Genomic DNA, 20,401 nt, shown 5'->3' with positions numbered 1-20,401 from the left:
TGGCGCCTGATTCGAACAAGGCAGCCCATGCGCGTCTTCAGCGTTCCCGTTTCCGCGCCGCTCCTGCGCACCGTCATTGCGGCGCTGGTGGACGGCCGCCTGGTGGCGGGATTCGAGGCGCGCAACGATCCGGCAAAGCTCGCCAACGCCACGCTGTATCTGCCGACCCGCCGCGCCGGCCGGCTGGCGCGCGAAATCTTCCTCGACGTGCTCGATTCCGACGCCGCCGTGCTGCCGCGCATCGTGGCCCTCGGCGAGATCGATGAGGACGAGCTCGCCTTCGCCGACCAGGGCGACGATGTCGGCGGCGCCGCGCCGCTGGAAATCCCGCCACGCCTCGGCGAGCTGGAGCGCCGGCTGACGCTGGCGCATCTGGTCGCGGCCTGGGCGAAGACGCCGGTGTCGGCGCCGCTGGTGGTCGGCGGCCCGGCCTCGACCCTGCAACTCGCCGGCGACCTGGCGCGGCTGATGGACGACATGGTGACGCGCGGCGTCGACTGGCGCGCGCTCGACCGCCTGGTGCCGGATCAGCTCGACAAATACTGGCAGCACTCGCTCGAATTCCTGCGCATCGCGCGCGACGCCTGGCCGAACTACCTCAAGGAGATCGGCCGGATCGAGCCCGCGGCGCGCCGCGACCTCCTGATCGAGGCGGAAGCTGCGCGGTTGACCGCGCACCCCACGGGCCCGGTGATCGCCGCCGGTTCGACCGGCTCGATGCCGGCGACGGCAAAATTCCTGCACGCGGTGGCGAAGCTCCCGAACGGCGCCGTGGTGCTGCCCGGGCTCGACACTGATCTGGACGAAGACTCCTGGGACACGATCGGCGGCGAGCGCGGCGACGATGGCCGCTTCACCCTGCCGCCGTCGTCGAACCATCCGCAATTCGCGATGCACGCGCTGCTCGATCGCTTCGGCATCAAGCGTCGCGACGTCGAGAGCCTGGCCGTTCCCGCGCCGCTCGGCCGCGAGGTGCTGGTGTCGGAGACGATGCGTCCGTCGACGGCCACGGCGCAGTGGCACGACCGGCTCGAGCGGCCCGAGATCGCGGCGCGGATTTCCGCGGGGATGACCAACCTCGCCGTGGTCGAGGCGCCCAACCCGGAGATGGAAGCGCTGGCGATCGCGGTCGCGATGCGCGAAGCCCGGCATCTCGGCAAATCGGCTGCGCTGGTGACGCCGGATCGCGCGCTGGCACGCCGTGTGATGGCTTCGCTGACCCGCTGGAAGCTGGAGTTCGACGATTCCGGCGGCGACGCGCTGATGGAAACGCCGGCCGGCGTGTTCGCCCGCCTCACTGCGGAGGCCGCCGCCAAAGGACTCGAACCACCGACGCTGCTCGCGCTGCTCAAGCATCCGCTGTTCCGGCTCGGCGGCGCGCATAACGCACTGAAGCGCGCGATCGAGGTGCTGGAGATCGCGCTGCTGCGCGGCACGCGACCACAACCGGGGACCGGCGGACTTGCGCGCGACTTCGCACGCTTCCGCGCCGAACTGGTCAAGCTGCATGGCGGCGAGACCTCGTCGCTGCACGCCATGGAGCCGCGTGCGCGGCTGCGCGACAACGAGCTCAACCAGGCCCAGGACCTGATCACCAGATTGCAGGCCGCGCTGGCGCCGCTCGAACGCATGGCGTCGTCAAAACCGCATGATTTCGCCGAGCTGGCGGCGCGCCATCGCGAGGCGCTGATTGCGCTGTCGGCCGACCAGAACGGCGTCGCCATCGTGTTCGAGGAGCGCGCCGGCGCGTCGCTGGCCTCCGCCTTCGACGAGCTGCTCGCCAAGCAGCAGCCGAGTGGGCTGATGACGCCCCTGTCAGATTATCCCGAGGTGTTCCAGACCGCGTTCGCCGACCGCATGGTGCGGCGGCCGGAATCGGCGCGGGCGCAGCTCAATATCTTCGGCCAGCTCGAGGCGCGTCTGACTGAATCCGATCGCGTAATCCTCGGCGGCCTGGTCGAGGGCGTCTGGCCGCCGGCGCCACGGATCGATCCGTGGCTGAGCCGGCCGATGCGACACGAGCTCGGGCTCGATCTTCCCGAGCGGCGCATCGGCCTGTCCGCGCACGACTTCGCGCAACTGCTCGGCCATGACGAGGTGATCCTCACCCATGCCGCCAAGGTCGGCGGCGCGCCGGCGGTCGCCTCGCGCTTGCTGCACCGCCTCGAAGCGGTCGCGGGCGAAGCGCGCTGGAAGGCGGCGACATCGGCTGGCGAAATCTACGTGAAATATGCCGCCGAGCTCGACCAGCCCGACAAGGTCGAGCCGATGCCGCAGCCGGAGCCGCGGCCACCGCGCGAGGCACGGCCGCTGAAGATGTCGGTCACCGCGATCGAGGACTGGCTGCGCGATCCCTACACGATCTATGCGCGCTACATCCTCAAGCTCGATCCGCTCGACCCGGTCGACATGCCGCTGTCGGCGGCCGATCGCGGCTCCGCGATCCACGAATCGCTCGGCGAATTCACGCAAACCTATGCCGACGCGTTGCCTGACGACATCAAGGGCGCGCTGCGCGATATCGGGGCCAGGCATTTTGCGCCGCTGATGGAGCGACCGGAGGCGCGTGCGCTGTGGTGGCCGCGCTTCCAGCGCATCGCGGCGTGGTTTGCCGAATGGGAGCAGGCACGGCGCGGCAGCATCGACGCAATCCAGGCCGAGATCCGCGGCGAGATCGGCATTCCGCTCGACGATGCCAGGACATTCGTGCTCTCTGCGCGCGCCGATCGCATCGAGCGGCGCGACGACGGCAGCTTCGCGATCCTCGACTACAAGACCGGCCAGCCGCCGACCGGCAAGCAGGTGCGCATGGGGCTGTCGCCGCAGCTGACGCTGGAAGCGGCGATCCTGCGCGAGGGCGGCTTCGCCGACATTCCGGCCGGACGCTCGGTCGGCGACCTCGTCTATGTCAGGCTGAGCGGCAACAACCCGCCGGGCGAGCAGCGTTCGCTGGAACTGAAGATCAAGACCAGCGACACGCCGCAGCCGCCCGATGAAGCCGCCGACAGCGCGCGGCGCAAGCTCGAAGCGCTGATCCGCGCCTTCGACGACGAGCAGCAGCCCTACACCTCGCTGAACCTCTCGATGTGGGCGAACCGCTACGGTGCCTATGACGACCTCGCGCGGATCAAGGAATGGTCCGCGGCCGGCGGATTGGGGATCGAGGAATGGTGAAAGCGCCCCGTCCGATCCCGCCGGCGGTACGCGACGCGCAGGCACGCGCGTCCGATCCAAAGGCGTCGACCTTCGTGTCGGCCAATGCCGGCTCGGGCAAGACGCATGTGCTGGTGCAGCGCGTGATCCGCCTTTTGCTGTCAGGCGTGCCGCCGGAGAAGATCCTCTGCATCACCTTCACCAAGGCCGCCGCGGCCAACATGGCCGAGCGCGTGTTCACGACGCTCGGCCATTGGGTGACGCTCGACGATGCCGGGCTCGATGCCGCGATCCGCGAGGCCGGCATCGCGCATCCCAGCGCCACGCTGCGGCGCGAGGCACGAAAGCTGTTTGCCTGCGCGCTGGAAACGCCCGGCGGATTGAAGGTGCAGACCATCCACGCGCTGTGCACCCGCCTGCTGCAGCAGTTCCCGTTCGAGGCCAATGTGCCGGCGCGCTTTGCCGTGCTCGACGACCGCGACCAGAACGAGATGATGGAGCGCGCCAATCTCGCCGTGTTCCTCGAGGCGTCGCGGATTCCCGACAGTCCGATCGGCCGCGCGCTACGGACCGCGATGGCGAATGCCGCCGACGCACGTTCAAGGAGGTGGTCCGCGAGGCCTGCCTCAGCCGCGACCACTTCATGGCCTGGACCGATGCCGCCGGCAACGCCACGGCCGCCGCCGCGCAGATGTCGGCCGCGCTCGGCGTCTCCACCGAGGATCGCATCGAGGATGTCGAACGCGATATCGTCGACGGGCCGAACCTGCCGCGGTCGAGCTGGAGGGAGATGGCGACGCTGCTCGATACCAGCAGCAAGGCGGATCAGAAGCAGGCCGAGCGGCTGCGGGCGGCGCTGAGCTTCACCGGCGCGGCGCAGGTCGACGAATATCTCGGCGTGTTCCTGACCGACGACCGCGCGCCGCGCGCGTCCGTCATCACCAACAACTTCATCAAGAAGAATTCGGTCGCGGGCAACAGGTTCGATGCCGAGATCGACCGGCTCGGTCCGCTGATCGAACGGCGCCGCGCCGTGGTCGCGCGCGACCGCACCGAGGCGCTGATCCACATCGCGACCGCAGCGGCTGCGCATTACCGGCGCGAGAAGCTGGAACGCGGCCTGCTCGACTATGACGATCTGATCGACAAGACGCTTGATATGCTCGACCGCGTCTCCTCCGGCTGGGTGCATTACAAGCTCGACCGCGGCGTCGATCACGTGCTGATCGACGAGGCGCAGGACACCAGCCCACGGCAGTGGGACATCGTCGCGCACATCATCTCGGAATTCACCGCCGGCGCCGGCGCGCGCGATGGCCTGGTGCGTACGGTGTTCGCGGTCGGCGACGAGAAGCAGTCGATCTTCTCGTTCCAGGGGGCGGCGCCGCGTGAGTTCGACCTGCGCCGGCGCGAGCTGAAACGGCGGTTCGAGGAGGCCGGGCTGAAATTCGATCCGGTGTCGTTCACCTATTCGTTCCGCTCGGGGCCTGTGATCCTGCATTCGGTCGACCACGTGTTCCGCGAGCAGGAGATCTTCCGCAGCATCCATGCGGTCGAGAACGGCTATCCGATTCACAATGCGATGGCCGATGCCGGCCCCAGCCAGATCGAGCTGTGGGATCTCGCTGTTGCCGACGACCGCCAGGACATCGAAGGCTGGCGCGCGCCGTTCGACGGCGTCGCGATGACCAGCCCCGAGGTGAAGCTGGCGCGGCGTATCCAGGCCGAGATCAAGCGCCTGGTCAGCAGCGGCACCATGACCGGCAGCGCCGGCGGGCGGCGGCCACTGCGTTACGGCGACATGCTGATCCTGGTGCGGCGGCGCGGCAACGCCTTCGACGCGGTGATCCAGGCGCTGAAGCACGCGGGCATTCCGGTCGCCGGCGCCGACCGGCTGAAGCTGACCGAGCACATCGCGATCATCGACCTGATGAACCTCGCCGACGCGCTGCTGCTTCCGCAGGACGATCTCGCGCTCGCGGTGGCGCTGAAGAGCCCGCTGTTCGGCCTCGACGACGACGATCTGTTCAAGCTGGCCTGGCAGCGACGCGGCTCGTTGCGCGAGGCACTGACCGCACAGGCGCCGACCGACGAACGTTTTTCGGCGGCGCTGCGCCGCCTGGAAGCGTGCGAGCGCCGCTTCACCCAGGAGACGCCGTTCGCGTTCTACGCCTGGCTGCTCGGCGGCGACGGCGGGCGGGCGCGGATGCTGCGCCGGCTCGGACATGAGGCCAACGATGCGCTCGACGAATTCCTCGAGCTCGCGCTGGGCTATGAGCGCAAGGCGCCGGCCTCGCTGCAGGGCTTCGTCGCCTGGCTGCGCGCCGCCGACACCGAGGTGAAGCGCGACATGGAGATTTCGCGTGACGAGGTCCGCGTGATGACCGTGCACGGCGCCAAGGGCCTCGAGGCGTCGGTGGTGTTCCTGGTCGACACCACGACCTCGCCGTCGGACACCCAGCGGCTGCGGCTGATCCATCTGCCGCAGGGCAATGCCGCGCCGAACGCGCCCGGCGTCGTGGTGTGGGCCGGCAAGAAGGCCGACGATCCGCCCGCCGTCGCCGACGCGCGCAAGGCGATGCTCGGCGACACCGAGGACGAATATCGCCGCCTGCTCTATGTCGCGATGACCCGCGCCGCCGACCGGCTAATCGTCGGCGGCTGCATGCCCGGCAACATGAACACGGTGCGGAAATCCTCCTGGTACGATCTGATCACCAAGGGGCTCGCCAATGCCGGGCTCAAGCTCGAAGAACAGGAGACGCCGGCCGGCAAGGTGATGCGCTATTCGCGGCCGGATGACGTCGCCGATCTCACCGGCGCGGCCGCGTCAACGGCCGCGGCACCGGTCGCGCTGCCGTCCTGGCTGCGTGAAGCGGCCGCCCCCGAGGCGGCCGCCGCGGGCGTGCTGCGTCCCTCCGATCCGACTGACGGCGACAGCCATCCGATACGATCAGGCGAATCGGTGCAGCTGCGCGCCCGCGCCCTGCAACGCGGCACGCTGGTGCATCGCCTGCTGCAATCGCTGCCCGACGTCGCGCTGGAACGACGGCTCGGCGCGGCGCTCGGCTATCTCGCGCGCAACGCCGATGGCTGGAGCGAGGAAGAGCGCGCGGCGCTGGCCCGGCAGGTGGTCGCCCTGACCGTCGATCTGCGCTTCGCGCCGGTGTTTGCCCCCGGCAGCCGTGCCGAGGTTTCGATCGTCGGCCGGCTGGAGCGGCCGGGCCAGCCGAAGGCGCTGGTCTCGGGCCAGATCGACCGGCTGGTGGTCACGCCGAACGAGGTCCTGATCGTCGATTTCAAGACCAACCACGCCCCGCCGAAGACTGCGCCGAGGCTCCCAGGGGTTATATCCGGCAGCTCGCGCTGTACCGCGCGGTGCTGGCAAAACTTTATCCCCAGAGGATCATCCACGCCGCCCTGCTCTGGACCGAAACCCCTGAAATGATGGAGATTTCCGCCTCCGCGCTGGACGCCGGGCTGGCATAAGTTCATGTCGGCGTGAGCAAGCTTGACCCGGCAAGGGGGCGTTCATACGTTTGCCGCATGCTCCCGGGCGCGATTCTCCACCGCGCCCTTTTGTCTCAACTGAACGAGGTACTCACATGGCCGTTGGCAAGGTTTCTGACGCCGATTTCGAAGCCGAAGTGCTCAAGGCGACCGGGCCGGTGGTCGTCGACTTCTGGGCCGAATGGTGCGGCCCCTGCCGCATGATCGCGCCCGCTCTCGATGAGATTTCCGGCGCGATGGGCGACAAGGTCAAGATCGTGAAGCTCAACGTCGACGAGAGCCCGAAGACCGCGTCGAAATATGGCGTGATGTCGATCCCGACCCTGATGATCTTCAAGGGCGGCGAGATGGCGTCCCGTCAGGTCGCGCCGCGCCGAAGGCCAAGCTGCAGCAGTGGATCACCGCTGCGGTCTGATCCGCTTTGAATTAGCTGATTTGCGATACGGCCGGCGAAAGCCGGCCGTTTTGCTTTACCTGATCCATCCCGTCGCCAGCGCGGAGGCGAGCTCGGCCTCGCCGTTATGTCGTGCCAGCGCGGCCATCGCCGCGTGATCGTAGGGGATGTGGCGGAAGGTGACGTCCCAGTCGCCATCGACCTGTTCGAGGATCGCGTAGCGCGCGTCTGGTGAGCCGGCTTCCACGACATGCGGATGCGGCTTGCCGGCGCGATAGCCGGGCGAGCCGACGCTGCCGGGATTGACGAGCAGCCGGCCGTCGCCAAGCCGCACCGCGCGGGCGAGGTGAGTGTGCGCGCAGAGGATCAGCGATTGCGCGACGCCAGCCGCCCTCGCCTCGATCGCTTCCAGCGGGGGCATCAGGACCTCGCCGCCCGGCAGCACCGTGTCGAGCCAATAGGTCTCGTCATCCTGCGGCGTTGCGTGACAAAGGAAGACCCTGTCGCGATAGACCGCTTTCGCCGGCAGCGTGCGCAGCCAATCGAAATGCTTGGGTTCGAGCTGGGTAAAGGTTCGCCGCTCCCAGGAGCCCATTTTCTCGTGCGGGCGATCGATCAGATAGCGGTCGTGATTGCCGAGCAGATGGACCGCATCGAGCGCCATCAGCATGTCGATGGTCGGCCGCGCATCGAGCGGCCCGCTCACCATGTCGCCGAGATCGACGATGTCGGAAATACCCTGCGCGCGAATGTCCGCGAGCACCGCTTCAAGCGCGAGGTGGTTGCCGTGGATGTCGGCGATCGCAGCAAAACGCATGATGTCTCGTCCTCCCACATGCGCACCGCATCCGGGACGCGCGACCACTTATGCAGGAGGCGTGCCGTTGGCCGCAAGCACCGGGCCGGCGAGGTACAGCGAGCCGGTGATCAGGATGCGCGGCGGCACCTCGTAGGCCAGCGTGGCGAGCCGCTGCAGCGCGGTGTCGACGCCGGTCGCGATCTCGACACGCATGCCGAGCGCACGCGCGGCATCGGCGAGCTTGTCCGGTGCCATGCCGTTGTCGCGGCCGGGCACCGGGACCGCGATGATGTGGCGCGTCAGTCCGGCGAAATTGGCGAGGAAAGCGCCGGCATCCTTGTTGGCCATCATGCCTGCGATCACCACCAGCGGCCGCGACACCCGTTCCTCGAGATCGCCGAGCGCGGCGGCCGCGACACGGCCGCCCTCGGCATTGTGGCCGCCATCGAGCCAGACCTCGGAGCCCTGCGGCCCCTGGCAGACGAGCGTGCCGGAGACCAGCCGCTGCATCCGCGCCGGCCATTCCGCATTGACGATGCCGGCCTCGAAGGCGGCGATGTTGAGCTTGAACGTGTCGATCGCGCGCAATGTCGCGATCGCAAGGCCGGCATTGTCGAACTGGTGGCGGCCGAACAGTTTTGGCGCGGCGAGATCCATCAGGCCGCGCTCGTCCTGATAGACCAGCCGGCCGCGCTCGACGCCGACATGCCATTGCTGGCCGGCGGCATGCAGCGGCGCGCGCATGCGGTGCGCCTCCGCCTCGATCACCGCCATCGCGTCCGGCGCCTGCTCGGCACACACCACCGGCACCTTGCGCTTGATGATCGCGGCCTTCTCGGCGGCGATCAGTGCCAGCGTGTCGCCGAGGAATTCCATGTGGTCCATGCTGACCGGCGTGATCACCGAAGCCAGCGGCGTCTCGACCACATTGGTGGAGTCCAGCCGGCCGCCGAGGCCGACCTCGAGCAGCGCGACGTCGGCTGGATGCTTCGCGAACAGGCAGAACGCGACAGCCGTTTCCATCTCGAAGATCGTGATCGGATTGCCGGCATTGATGCGCTCGCAATCTTCGAACGTCGCGTGCAGTTCGTCGTCGCCGACGAGCTTGCCGCCGCCGACGGCGCCGAGCCGGTAACATTCGTTGAGTCGCACCAGATAGGGCGAGGTGAAGACATGCACCCGCAGGCCCGACGCTTCCAGAATCGCGCGCAGATAGGCGACAGTCGAGCCCTTGCCGTTGGTGCCGGCGACATGGATCACCGGCGGCAGCTTGCGCTCGGGATGATCGAGCCGCTCCATCAGGCCGCGCATGCGATCGAGGCTGAGATCGATGCGCTTGGGATGCAGCGCCGATATCCGCGCGATCAGCGCCTCGAACGAGGTCTGAGATGGGGCGGCGCTTGCGGTCACGCGTGCGGCGCGGCCGGCACCGTCTCCGGGGCCGTCACGATCTGGGCCGGTTCGGTGACGGGAGTTGCGGGCTTCGATGCGGTTTCGAGCGCCGGCGACTTGGTGAACAGGCGGCACAGCCGCGCCAGCGTCGCCTTCATGTCATGGCGATGCACGACCATGTCGACCATGCCGTGCTCGCGCAGATATTCGGCGCGCTGAAAGCCTTCCGGCAGCTTCTCGCGGATGGTCTGCTCGATCACGCGCGCGCCGGCAAAGCCGATCAGCGCGCCGGGCTCGGCGATCTGGACGTCGCCGAGCATCGCGTAGGAGGCGGTGACGCCGCCAGTGGTCGGGTTGGTCAGCACCACGATGTAGGGCTGCCGCGCCTCGCGCAGCATCTGCACGCCGACGGTGGTGCGCGGCATCTGCATCAGCGACAGGATGCCTTCCTGCATCCGCGCGCCGCCGGAAGCAGCGAACACGATGAACGGCGACTTCTTCTCGACCGCGAGTTCAAGCCCGCGCACCATCGCTTCACCGGCGGCCATGCCGAGCGAGCCGCCCATGAAATCGAAATCCTGCACCGCGACCACGACGCCGGCGCCCTCGAGCTTGCCGTAGCCGACCTTGACCGCGTCGTTCAGCCCGGTCTTGGCGCGGGCGTCCTTGATGCGGTCGACATATTTGCGCTCGTCGCGAAACTTGAGCGGATCGGCTGCGACATCGGGCAACGCGACATCGAACCAGGTCTCGTTGTCGAAGATCGACTTCAGCCGCGCCACCGCGCCCATACGCATGTGGTAGTTCGAGCCGGGGATCACGAACTGGTTGGCCTCGACGTCCTTGTAGAACACGAGCTGTCCGGAATCCGGGCACTTGATCCAGAGATTCTCCGGCGTCTCGCGCCGCAGGATATTGCGGATCTTCGGCCGGACAACGTTGGTGAGCCAGTTCATGGTTCGCTCCGAAATGCGGGTCGGTCCCGCACCAGCTGGATATATGGCGGGCCGGGCGAACCCGGCAAGCCGCCGTCTGCGGCCTTGTTGCCGCAAAATGTGGCTTATTCAGCGGCCTGCTTGGCGCCCCGGACCCCCTGCGCCAGCGCCGACACCAGGTCCGCCACCGCGCTCACGGTCTTCGGCGTGGCGCGGCCCTCGGCGTCGAGGCTGCCCTTCAGGGCATCGACCAGCGCGGTGCCGACCACGGAGCCATCAGCGTTCTCGGCGATCGCACGCGCCGCTTCCGGAGTTCGGATGCCGAAGCCGACGCAGACCGGCAGCGCGGTGTGCCGCTTGATGCGCGCCACGGCCGCTCCAACGACCTTCGAATCGGCCGCGGCACTGCCGGTTATTCCGGTGACCGCGACGTAGTAGACAAAGCCCGAGGTGTTGGCGAGCACCGCCGGCAGGCGCTTGTCGTCGGTGGTCGGTGTCGCCAGGCGGATGAAGTTCAGCCCGGCCTTGATCGCGGGGATGCAGAGCTCGGTGTCTTCCTCCGGCGGCAGGTCGACGATGATCAGGCCATCGACCCCGGCGATCTTGGCATCGGCCAGGAAGCTGTCGACGCCGTAGATGTAGATCGGATTGTAGTAGCCCATCAGCACGATCGGCGTGGCGTTGTCCTCCTTGCGGAAGTCGCGGACCATCGCCAGCGTCTTGCGCAAGGTCATGCCGCCCTTGAGCGCACGCAGACCGGCGGCCTGGATCGACGGGCCGTCGGCCATCGGATCGGTGAACGGCATGCCGATCTCGATGACGTCGGCGCCGGCCTTCGGCAGCGCCTTGAGGATGTCGAGCGAAGTTTTCGGGTCGGGGTCGCCGGCCATCACGAAGGTGACGAAAGCGGAGCGACCCTGCTGCTTCAGCTCGGCGAAACGTGCGTCGATACGGGTGCTCACTTCTGCCTCGCCTTCAAGATGTCGCCGACCTGCGGAACGTCCTTGTCGCCACGGCCCGAGAGATTGACCACCATCAAATGATCCTTCGGCCGCTGCGGCGCGAGTTCGGACAATTTCGCGATCGCATGCGCGGATTCCAGCGCCGGGATGATGCCCTCCAGCCGCGACAGCAGCTGGAATGCGGCCAGCGCCTCCTCGTCGGTCGCCGAGAGATATTTCACGCGGCCGGTCTCGTGCAGCCAGGCGTGCTCGGGGCCGATGCCGGGATAGTCGAGGCCGGCCGAGATCGAATGCGCCTCCTCGATCTGGCCGTCGGCGTCCATCAACAGATAGGTGCGGTTGCCGTGCAGCACGCCGGGACGCCCGCCGGCAAGCGAGGCCGCATGCAGCTGCGTCAGCCCGTGACCGGCCGCCTCGACGCCGAAGATCTCGACCGAGGGATCGTCGAGGAATGGATGGAACAGGCCCATCGCGTTGGAGCCACCGCCGATGCAGGCGATCAGCGAATCCGGCAGGCGGCCCTCGGCCTCCTGCATCTGCTTGCGCGTCTCGTGACCGATGATCGACTGGAAGTCGCGCACCATCATGGGATAGGGGTGCGGGCCGGCCACCGTGCCGATGCAATAGAAGGTGTTGTGCACGTTGGTGACCCAATCGCGCAGCGCGTCGTTCATGGCATCCTTCAGCGTGCGCGCGCCGGACTGCACCGGGACGACCTTGGCGCCGAGCATCTCCATCCGGATCACGTTCGGCTGCTGCCGCTCGACGTCGACCGCGCCCATATAGACCACGCATTCGAGCCCGAACCGCGCGCACAAGGTCGCCGTCGCCACGCCATGCTGGCCGGCACCGGTCTCGGCGATGATGCGCTTCTTGCCCATCCGGCGCGCGACCATGATCTGGCCGAGCACGTTGTTGACCTTGTGCGAACCGGTGTGGTTGAGCTCCTCGCGCTTCAGATAGATCTTCGCGCCGCCCAGATGCTCGGTCAGCCGTTCGGCGAAATAGAGCGGCGAAGGCCGGCCGACATAGTCCTTCAGATAGACATTCATCTCGGCCTGGAACGCCGGATCGGCCTTGGCGTCGGCATAGGCCTTTTCGAGATCGAGGATCAACGGCATCAGCGTTTCCGCGACGAAGCGTCCGCCGAAAATGCCGAAATGCCCGCGCTCGTCGGGGCCGCTGCGGAAGGAATTGGGAAGATTTGGATTCATCGAACCATCAGTTCTTGGGTTGCGCGTGCGGCGCGGATGAAGGCGCGGATCAGCTCGGGATCCTTGACACCGGGCGTGCGCTCGACGCCCGACGAGACGTCGACGCCGCCGGCGCGCGTGACGCGGACCGCCTCAGCGACGTTCTCGGCGTTGAGCCCCCCGGAGACCATGTAGGGCAGCGCGAGATCGAGATTTTCCAGCACGTGCCAATCGAACGGGGCGCCGAGACCGCCCGGCCGCGTGGCATCCTTCGGCGCGCGGGCATCGAACAGGATGCGGTCAGCGACGCCGGCATAACCCGGCAGCGGCGCGAGGTCGGCCGCGGTCTCGACCGGCAGCGCCTTCATCAGCGGGAGGCCGAATTTCTGCTTGAGATCACGCAGCCGCGCGGTGGTTTCCTTGCCGTGCAGTTGCAGGATATCCGGCCGCAGCGTCTCGATGATGTTCTCGATGGTGGCGTCGTCGGCATCGACGGTCAGCGCGACCTTCACGGCGCGGCCCTTGGCCTGCTTGCCGAGCTCACGCGCGGTCTCGAGGCTGATATGGCGCGGCGACGGCGGAAAGAACACGAACCCCACCATGTCGGCGCCGCCATCGAGCGCGACGTCGAGCGTCTCGCGCGTGGACAGGCCGCAGATTTTGACGAGCAGGGGCATGGTCTCGAAACGGGTCTCAAAACAGGTTTTCGGGCGGCCGGAACCGGGGTGAACCCTGGTCCGACGGGGCGGGTTCTACAACGTCGCGCCCTGCTTGTCTCGCCCATTAGGCCCGTAAAAGCCGAGCTGGGCCGCGGCCGGGCGGCGCTGCGCGTCGTCCCGGGAAGCTGCCGCCCTGAGGTCGGCGAGCTCGGCGCGGACGTGGCGGGCATCGGCCTCGTGCTGCCGCGCGGCGCGGCGCCAGCGCCCCTGCTTGAACCAGGTCGCCATGCCGCCCGCGATCACGCCCAGGATCGCGGAAGCGATGATGACCACGAACAGCGGCAGTGTGACCGCAACCGTCGGCGTCACAGAATTGAAGGGATCAAACGACACCGTCACCCAGTGACGGTTGGCGACGGCGAAGATGATGAAGATCAGTCCGAGCGGAATGACGACCACTGCCGTGAAGAACTTTCGCATGACCATCTCTCGCAGCGATGGAGAAGGTGCGGGCCCATCGCCCGCAGCACGGCAACGCCGGAGGCGGCGCTCAGGCCTCAGCCTTAAGCGTCGGCCTTGGGCGCGTCGATCTTGGAGGCTCCCGCCTCGGCCTCGTCGCGATTGAGGCGCTCGCGCATTTCCTTGCCGGTCTTGAAGAACGGCACGCTCTTCTGGTCGACCGGCACATGCTCGCCGGTACGCGGATTGCGACCGGCGCGCGCCGGGCGATGCTTCACCGAGAATGCGCCGAAACCGCGCAGCTCGACACGGTCGCCACGCGCCAGCGCCGCGACGATTTCATCGAGAATCGCATTCACAATGTTCTCGACGTCCCGCTGATAGAGGTGCGGGTTGTGCTCGGCGATACGCTGAACAAGTTCGGATTTGATCATCGAAAATGGGATCCGGGCTCTTGCGGAAACCCATTTCCGTGAAAATGCCGTGCACTGTCAAGACGCTAAATCGATTTAGGACGCCGTGAAATCGCGTGACAAATAGCCCAATTGGGGCATGTCGCGATTCCCGCAGAGCGGGAATACCTTGATCGCCACGCGCACCCGACTAGTCGGTTCCTCCCGGCGCCCACAGCGCCAGCATGCCGTCGAGCCCGAACCGGTCGACGGCCTGGGCCACGCCACCCTGCTCGATCCGCCGCGCGATGGCGCCAAGGCCGAACGCATCGAGCGTCATCGACGCCGCGGTGCGCAGGAAGGTCAGGTCGCTGAATCGCGGATTGAGCGTGTAATTGCGCACCGGCAGGTCGCTTTTGACCTTCTTCTCCGCAACCAGCCAGGCGATTGCGGTCTTTTCATCTCCCAGCTGATCGACCAGCTTGAGATCGACCGCCTGCCGGCCGGTGAAGACGCGTCCGTCAGCGACCTTCTCCAGCAGCGCGTCGTCCATGCCGCGCCGCTCCTTCACCAATCCACGGAACCAGGCATAGGAGTCCTTGACCAGACCCTCGATCGCGGCGCGGGCCTCGGGGCTGGTCGGCTCCATGCCATTGGGCGCTGCTTTCAGCGGTGAGGATTTGATCTCCTCCATCTTCACGCCGACGGTCTTGAGCAATTCGGAAACGTTGGGGAACTGGAAAAGCACGCCGATCGAACCGACCAGCGAGGTCTGCTGGGCGACGATATGGTCGGAGGCGATCGCGGTGATGTAGCCGCCCGAGGCGGCCAATCCCTCGACCACGACGACAAGCGGCTTCTTCGCCTTCAACTGCATCAGCGAGTCGTAGAGCTGCTCGGAGCCCGCGGTGGTGCCGCCGGGCGAATTGATGTGCACGACAACCGCCGCATAGCTCGACTTGCCGAGCCGCTCCAGCGCCTCGACGCGCTGCTGGTCGCTGCGGATCAACCCGTCGATATTGATCCGCGCGATCGCGTTCGACGTCGACAAGCCGCCGCGTCCGCCGGCGGCGATCACGCCCACGCCGACGATGGCCGCGATCGCAATGACCGCAGCGGCGACGCGCCAGAACGTCAGCTTGCGCCTGATACGGCGACGGTCGACGATCACGTCCGAATCCAGCGACATCGGTCTCTCCAGAAATGGTCAGCGCGAAGTCCGCGCGTTTTGCAGTCGCAGCGTCACTATCAGCTTAGCCAAATACATCAATTGCGACGCAATATGAAGAAAACAAGGCCCGTCGCAGGCACGAAAGGTAGCCCGGATGGAGCGCGCGGCCCCCAAACAAAAGGGCCCTGGCTTGCGCCGGGGCCCCTCTTGTTCGCGTGAACGGTGCGAACGCTTACTTGTCGGTGCCGCGGTTCTTCAGCGCGGTGCCGAGGATGTCGCCAAGCGTCGCTCCCGAATCGGAGGAGCCGTACTGCGCGATGGCTTCCTTCTCTTCGGCGACTTCCAGCGCCTTGATCGAGACCTGCACCTTGCGGGCCTTCTTGTCGAACTGGATGACGCGGGCATCGACCTTCTCGCCGACGGCAAAGCGCTCGGCGCGCTGGTCGTTGCGATCGCGGGCCAGCTCGGACCGCTTGATGAAGGTGGTGAACTCGGTGCCCGAGATCCGGACCTCGATGCCGCTCTCCTTCACTTCGAGCACTTCGCAGGTCACGACCGCGCCCTTCTTGACGTCGCCCGGCTCGGCGAAGGGGTCGCCTTCGAGCTGCTTGACGCCGAGCGAGATACGCTCCTTCTCGACATCGACATCGAGCACCACGGCCTTGACCATGTCGCCCTTCTTGAAGTTGTCGATGACCTGCTCGCCCGGAAGCTTCCAGTCGAGGTCGGAGAGATGGACCATGCCGTCGACGTCGCCCTCGAGACCCAGGAACAGACCGAACTCGGTCTTGTTCTTGACCTCGCCTTCGACCACCGAACCGACCGGGAACTTCTCGACGAACACTTCCCAGGGATTGCGCATGGTCTGCTTGAGACCGAGCGAGATGCGGCGCTTGACCGAATCCACTTCGAGCACCTGCACTTCGACTTCCTGCGAGGTCGAAACGATCTTGCCGGGGTGCATGTTCTTCTTGGTCCACGACATCTCGGAGACGTGGATCAGGCCTTCGATGCCCGGCTCGAGCTCGACGAACGCGCCGTAGTCGGTGATGTTGGTGACGCGGCCGGTGAAGCGGGCACCCAGCGGGTACTTGGCTTCGATGCCCTGCCACGGATCATCCAGCAGTTGCTTCATGCCGAGCGAGATACGGTGCGTCTCGTGGTTGATCTTGATGATCTTGACCTTCACGGTCTGGCCGATGGTCAGCACCTCGGTCGGGTGGTTGACGCGGCGCCAGGCGATATCGGTCACGTGCAGCAGGCCGTCGATGCCGCCGAGATCAACGAACGCACCGTAATCGGTGATGTTCTTGACCACGCCGTCGATCACCTGACCCTCTTCGAGGTTCTGCACCAGCTCCTGGCGCTGCTCGGCGCGGGTCTCTTCGAGAACCGTGCGGCGCGACACCACGATGTTGCCGCGGCGGCGGTCCATCTTGAGGATCTGGAACGGCTGCGAGTTGTTCATCAGCGGCGCGACGTCGCGGATCGGACGAATGTCGACCTGCGAGCGCGGCAGGAAGGCCACCGCACCGTCGAGGTCGACCGTGAAGCCGCCCTTGACCTGGTTGAAGATGACGCCGTTGACCTTTTCGTTGTTCTGGAACGCCTTCTCGAGCTTGCCCCAGCTTTCCTCGCGGCGCGCCTTGTCGCGCGACAGCACGGCTTCGCCGAGCGCATTCTCGATACGGTCGAGGAACACCTCGACTTCGTCGCCGACCTTCAGGTCGCTCTCTCGGCCGGGGCCGGCGAATTCGCGCAGCGCGACGCGGCCTTCGGTCTTCAGGCCGACGTCGATGACGGCCATGTCCTTCTCAATTGCAACCACCTTGCCCTTGATGACCGAGCTTTCCTGCAGGTTGCCGCCGGCAAAGGACTCATCAAGCATCGCCGCGAAATCGTCGCGGGTCGGGGTGTAAGAAGACGCAGAATTCGAAACCATTTGTTCTCCAGATGCGGGATCTCGCCGGCCATTCGGGTTGATGGGCGCACCGCGCGTGAAGTGTCAGGGTTCCGCAAACCCTGAGACCGCTCATTGCAGGAGGTGCAACAGCGGGCCGGCAGCAAGACTGCACGTTCGGTACGTTCTGATGATCCGGAGCGTGATTGCAAAAATATCGACTTCAAGGCCTGGGAGCGGGCGTTCCTCCAGATGCGGCGTCAGTTTTGCTTGAGGATGGCTCAAACCCGGCGCCGGCCCGCCCGGACACGGCCTCGACAGGGTCGATGGTGCTCCGAACGGCGCTGATATAGCCCCGGCGGCCATTTTGGGCAAGCCGGAAACGCCTGATTTACGGGCGCTTAAGGCTGATCGCGCCGCTTGGCGCTGCAACGCCTTGTTGACCGCATCGCGCGAAATGCGGCGCGGATGGGCATGGCTGGAACCCGCCTTTAAGCCGTCTGCCCCTTACGATGGCACCGTTAGAAACAGGGGGATTACCAATGAAAAGCTTTGTGGTGCTGGCGGCTTTTGCCGTCCTGACGTTTGGAAATGCCGTCGCCGCGATGCCCGGCACCGTATCGGCCGGGCCTGCCGCGGCCGCCCAGGCGGCGCAGCCGCTGATGACCATGGCCGAACAGGAACTACCGTTCGACCGCTACTGGTCGAAGGACTGATGCAGCCGCCGCTCGCCGGCTAGGGGCGCGATGACCTCGGTCATCGCGCTTTTGTTGATCAGCGCCGGGCGCGGGCTGCCTCGACGATGGCGATGGCGGCGCGCACGCCGGCCTCGATGTCGAGATTGGAATTGTCCAGCGTGTGGGCGTCGGCGGCCGGCCGCAACGGCGCAACGGTGCGGTTCTTGTCCCGCTCGTCGCGCTTGAGGATGTCGGCGAGCACCGCTTCCTCGTCGGCGTCCTCGCCGCGCGCACGGGCTTCCAAGGTGCGCCGCCGCGCCCGCACGCGGGGATCGGCGACCACGAAGATCTTCACGTCGGCATCGGGGCAGATCACGGTGCCGATGTCGCGCCCATCCAGCACCGCACCGGGCGGATCGGCGGCGAACTGGCGCTGGAAACTGACCAGCGCCTCACGCACCTTGGGGAAGGCCGAGACGACCGAGGCGCCCTCACCGACCTTCTGGGTCTTCAGGACCGGATTGCCGAATTTCTCGGGATCGAGTTCGAGCGCGACCGCCACTGCGAGCGCCTCATCATTGAGGTCGGCGCCCTGTGCCATCATCGCATAGGCCACCGCGCGGTAGATCACGCCGGTGTCGAGGTGGCGATAGCCATAGTGGTGGGCAAGCCGCTTGCCGAGCGTGCCCTTGCCGGAGGCGGCGGGTCCGTCGATGGCGATGATCATGCGAAGTCAGCTCCGAGCGCGCGCATCATCGGAATGAAATCCGGGAAACTTGTGGCGATGAAGGCGGTGTCGTCGACCTTCACCGGCCGATCCGACGCACAGCCCATCACCAGCGCCGACATCGCGATACGATGATCCATATGCGTGGCGACGAGGCCGCCGCCCGGCACGTGGCCGCGGCCCTCGACGATCAGATCGTCGCCGGAGACCTCGACCTTGACGCCATTGACGCGCAGCATGTCCGCGGTGGCTTCGAGACGATCGGACTCCTTGACCCGCAGCTCCTGCAAGCCGCGCATGATCGTGGCGCCCTCGGCAAAGGCAGCCGCAACCGCCAGCACCAGGTATTCGTCGATCATCGACGGCGCGCGTTCCGGCGGCACCTCGACGCCCTTCAATTTCGAGGCGCGCACGCGCAGTTGCGCCATCCGCTCGCCGGCATCGCCGCGCACCTCGCTCTCCTCGATGGAGGCGCCCATTTCGCGCAGCGTGGTGAACAGGCCGGTGCGCAGCGGATTGGTCATCACGTCGGAGAACACCACATCGGAGCCTTCGACGATCAGCGCGGCGACGATCGGGAACGATGCCGAGGACGGATCGGCGGGCACCACGACCTGGGCACCGTGCAGCTCCGGCTCGCCGTTCAGCGAGATCCTGCGGCCGTGGCTGCCTTCCTTCTCCGTGGTGATCTCGGCACCGAAATGCTTCAGCATCAGCTCGGTGTGGTCGCGGCTCGCCTCCTGCTCGATCACAGTGGTGATGCCGGGCGCGGAGAGGCCCGCCAGCAGCACCGCGGACTTGATCTGGGCCGAGGCGACCGGCGTCTTGTAGACGATCGGCACCGGATAGCGGGCGCCGTGCAGGGTGAGCGGCAGCCTGCCGCCCTCTTTGATGTCGCTGGTCCGGGCGCCCATCAGCTCCAGCGGGTCGAGAATCCGGCGCATCGGGCGCGACCGCAGCGAGGCATCGCCGTCGAAGATGGCCGCGATCGAGCAGCCGGCCACCGCGCCCATCACCAGCCGGCAGCCGGTGCCGGAATTGCCGAAATCGAGCGGGGCTGCGGGCTGGGCGAAACCGCCGACCCCAACGCCGGACACCGACCAGGCAAACGGCGCCGTCCGCTCCACCCTGGCGCCCAGCGCGCGCATGGATTTGGCGGTATTGAGGACGTCTTCGCCCTCCAGCAGGCCGGAAATCCGGGTTTCGCCGACCGAAAGCGCTCCCAGGATCAGGGCACGGTGGGAAATCGACTTGTCGCCGGGAACGCGGACCTTGCCGGCCAGGGGGCCGCAGGCGCGGGATTCCAGCGGGGTTTGGGTGTCAGAATGGGCCAAGATTGTGTCCTCTCGCGCCGCGGCAGGTATCACATAGGCAACACCGCGTCACGCGCCCGTCACTTGCGCGCAAACCGCTATTGACAGCGGCTGCTCAACTAGCCAAGTGAAGCACCGTTTTTCAGCAAAATTCTGGGATGACCACGTTGGCCAAGTCCGAGCTCGGAACCAAGCGCATTTGCCCGACCACGGGCAAGAAGTTCTACGACCTCAACAAGAATCCGGTGATTTCGCCCTACACCGGCGAGGTCGTGCCGATTGCGCCCGTCGCCCCCGCGCGGGGCCGTGGCGCCACCGTGAATTCGCCTGCGACCGCCGCCGACATGCCGGAGCCCGCCGAGGCCGAAGAGATGGTCTCGCTCGAGGAAGCCGATGCCGAGGAGAACACCGGCAAGGTCAAGGCCCAGGTTCCCGAATCCGAGGACGATATCGAGGTCGACGAGACCATCGACGACGATGACGACGACGATTCGACCTTCATTGCCGACGAGGAAGAAGGCGATGAGGACGTCACCGACATTATTGGTGACGTCGGCGGCGACGAAGAGACTTGATAGAAGAGACTTGAGATCGGCGCCGATCTATGATCAACGGTGCTGCCGCGCGAGTCTAAGCCGTGCGGACCGGGATCGATCCCCCAGGATCATCCCACTGGATAAGGGGCCATAGCTCAGCTGGGAGAGCGCTTGCATGGCATGCAAGAGGTCGGCGGTTCGATCCCGCCTGGCTCCACCACGCTTCGCC

General features: G+C 66.7%; 15 protein-coding genes, 1 tRNA gene and 2 pseudogenes. 6 read left to right on the top strand and 12 right to left on the bottom strand.

Going from position 1 to position 20,401, the window contains the following annotated elements:
- The first annotated feature begins 27 nt into the window (after nt 1–27).
- From addB to trxA, 3 genes and pseudogenes are all read left to right on the top strand, one after another.
- A complete protein-coding gene (gene addB, locus ALC15_RS21795; RefSeq protein WP_050629032.1) occupies nt 28–3,174 on the top strand; it encodes a double-strand break repair protein AddB in 3,147 nt (1,048 codons plus the stop codon).
- Nucleotides 3,168–6,642: pseudogene (gene addA, locus ALC15_RS21790) on the top strand (double-strand break repair helicase AddA). The gene addB and the pseudogene addA overlap by 7 nt, the downstream one beginning before the upstream one ends.
- 116 nt (nt 6,643–6,758) lie before the next feature.
- Nucleotides 6,759–7,078: pseudogene (gene trxA / locus ALC15_RS21785) on the top strand (thioredoxin).
- 55 nt (nt 7,079–7,133) lie between these two features.
- On the opposite strand, the gene ALC15_RS21780 reads toward trxA, so the two are convergent.
- The 10 genes from ALC15_RS21780 to rpsA form a co-directional block, all read right to left on the bottom strand.
- Complete coding sequence (locus tag ALC15_RS21780; protein WP_050629031.1) at nt 7,134–7,874, bottom strand: metallophosphoesterase family protein; 741 nt, start codon at nt 7,872–7,874, stop codon at nt 7,134–7,136.
- A gap of 48 nt (nt 7,875–7,922) precedes the next feature.
- On the bottom strand, nt 7,923–9,167 hold the full coding sequence (locus ALC15_RS21775; protein ID WP_244486207.1) for a bifunctional folylpolyglutamate synthase/dihydrofolate synthase: 1,245 nt from the start codon (nt 9,165–9,167) through the stop codon (nt 7,923–7,925).
- Nucleotides 9,168–9,262: 95 nt separating this feature from the next.
- Nucleotides 9,263–10,204, bottom strand: coding sequence for an acetyl-CoA carboxylase, carboxyltransferase subunit beta (accD, locus tag ALC15_RS21770; protein ID WP_050629029.1), 942 nt, complete (start codon nt 10,202–10,204; stop codon nt 9,263–9,265).
- 104 nt (nt 10,205–10,308) lie between these two features.
- Entirely contained in the window at nt 10,309–11,145 is an 837-nt protein-coding gene (gene trpA / locus ALC15_RS21765; RefSeq protein ID WP_050629028.1) for a tryptophan synthase subunit alpha, read from the bottom strand.
- Nucleotides 11,142–12,359, bottom strand: coding sequence for a tryptophan synthase subunit beta (gene trpB / locus ALC15_RS21760; RefSeq protein ID WP_050629027.1), 1,218 nt, complete (start codon nt 12,357–12,359; stop codon nt 11,142–11,144). Before trpB ends, trpA begins: the two co-directional genes overlap by 4 nt.
- Entirely contained in the window at nt 12,356–13,015 is a 660-nt protein-coding gene (locus tag ALC15_RS21755) for a phosphoribosylanthranilate isomerase (RefSeq protein ID WP_050629026.1), read from the bottom strand. The genes trpB and ALC15_RS21755 overlap by 4 nt, the downstream gene beginning before the upstream one ends.
- 75 nt (nt 13,016–13,090) lie before the next feature.
- Nucleotides 13,091–13,477 carry a LapA family protein gene (locus ALC15_RS21750; protein WP_050629113.1) on the bottom strand — a complete coding sequence of 129 codons (387 nt, stop codon included), beginning with the start codon at nt 13,475–13,477 and terminating at the stop codon, nt 13,091–13,093.
- Between the two features lie 83 nt (nt 13,478–13,560).
- The gene (locus ALC15_RS21745) at nt 13,561–13,890 is read right to left on the bottom strand and encodes an integration host factor subunit beta (RefSeq protein ID WP_050426527.1); all 330 of its coding nucleotides are present in this window, start codon (nt 13,888–13,890) and stop codon (nt 13,561–13,563) included.
- Nucleotides 13,891–14,059: 169 nt separating this feature from the next.
- Nucleotides 14,060–15,037, bottom strand: a complete 978-nt coding sequence (sppA, locus tag ALC15_RS21740) for a signal peptide peptidase SppA (protein WP_050629025.1) — start codon at nt 15,035–15,037, stop codon at nt 14,060–14,062.
- Nucleotides 15,038–15,251: 214 nt separating this feature from the next.
- The gene (rpsA, locus tag ALC15_RS21735; RefSeq protein WP_018269280.1) at nt 15,252–16,961 is read right to left on the bottom strand and encodes a 30S ribosomal protein S1; all 1,710 of its coding nucleotides are present in this window, start codon (nt 16,959–16,961) and stop codon (nt 15,252–15,254) included.
- A 500-nt stretch (nt 16,962–17,461) separates the two neighbouring features.
- Here rpsA and ALC15_RS44205 point away from each other — a divergent pair, with 500 nt between their 5' ends.
- Nucleotides 17,462–17,635, top strand: coding sequence for a hypothetical protein (locus tag ALC15_RS44205; protein ID WP_157860927.1), 174 nt, complete (start codon nt 17,462–17,464; stop codon nt 17,633–17,635).
- A 58-nt stretch (nt 17,636–17,693) separates the two neighbouring features.
- On the opposite strand, the gene cmk is transcribed toward ALC15_RS44205, so the two are convergent.
- Both cmk and aroA read right to left on the bottom strand, forming a co-directional pair.
- Nucleotides 17,694–18,323, bottom strand: a complete 630-nt coding sequence (gene cmk, locus ALC15_RS21730; RefSeq protein WP_050629024.1) for a (d)CMP kinase — start codon at nt 18,321–18,323, stop codon at nt 17,694–17,696.
- Nucleotides 18,320–19,657 (bottom strand): 3-phosphoshikimate 1-carboxyvinyltransferase, encoded by a 1,338-nt coding sequence (aroA, locus tag ALC15_RS21725; RefSeq protein ID WP_050629023.1) that lies wholly within the window; start codon nt 19,655–19,657, stop codon nt 18,320–18,322. Before aroA ends, cmk begins: the two co-directional genes overlap by 4 nt.
- A 146-nt stretch (nt 19,658–19,803) precedes the next feature.
- Between aroA and ALC15_RS21720 the strand changes: the two genes are divergently transcribed.
- Together ALC15_RS21720 and ALC15_RS21715 are read left to right on the top strand one after the other, a co-directional pair.
- Nucleotides 19,804–20,211, top strand: a complete 408-nt coding sequence (locus ALC15_RS21720) for a TIGR02300 family protein (RefSeq protein WP_050426529.1) — start codon at nt 19,804–19,806, stop codon at nt 20,209–20,211.
- Between the two features lie 105 nt (nt 20,212–20,316).
- A tRNA-Ala gene (locus tag ALC15_RS21715) sits at nt 20,317–20,392 on the top strand.
- Nucleotides 20,393–20,401 lie beyond the last annotated feature (9 nt).

Origin of the sequence: Bradyrhizobium viridifuturi (genome assembly GCF_001238275.1) — a bacterium.
GTDB lineage: Bacteria > Pseudomonadota > Alphaproteobacteria > Rhizobiales > Xanthobacteraceae > Bradyrhizobium > Bradyrhizobium viridifuturi.
The sequence above is the reverse complement of the archived record's forward strand: the minus strand, read 5'-3'. Positions and strand labels throughout refer to the sequence as shown.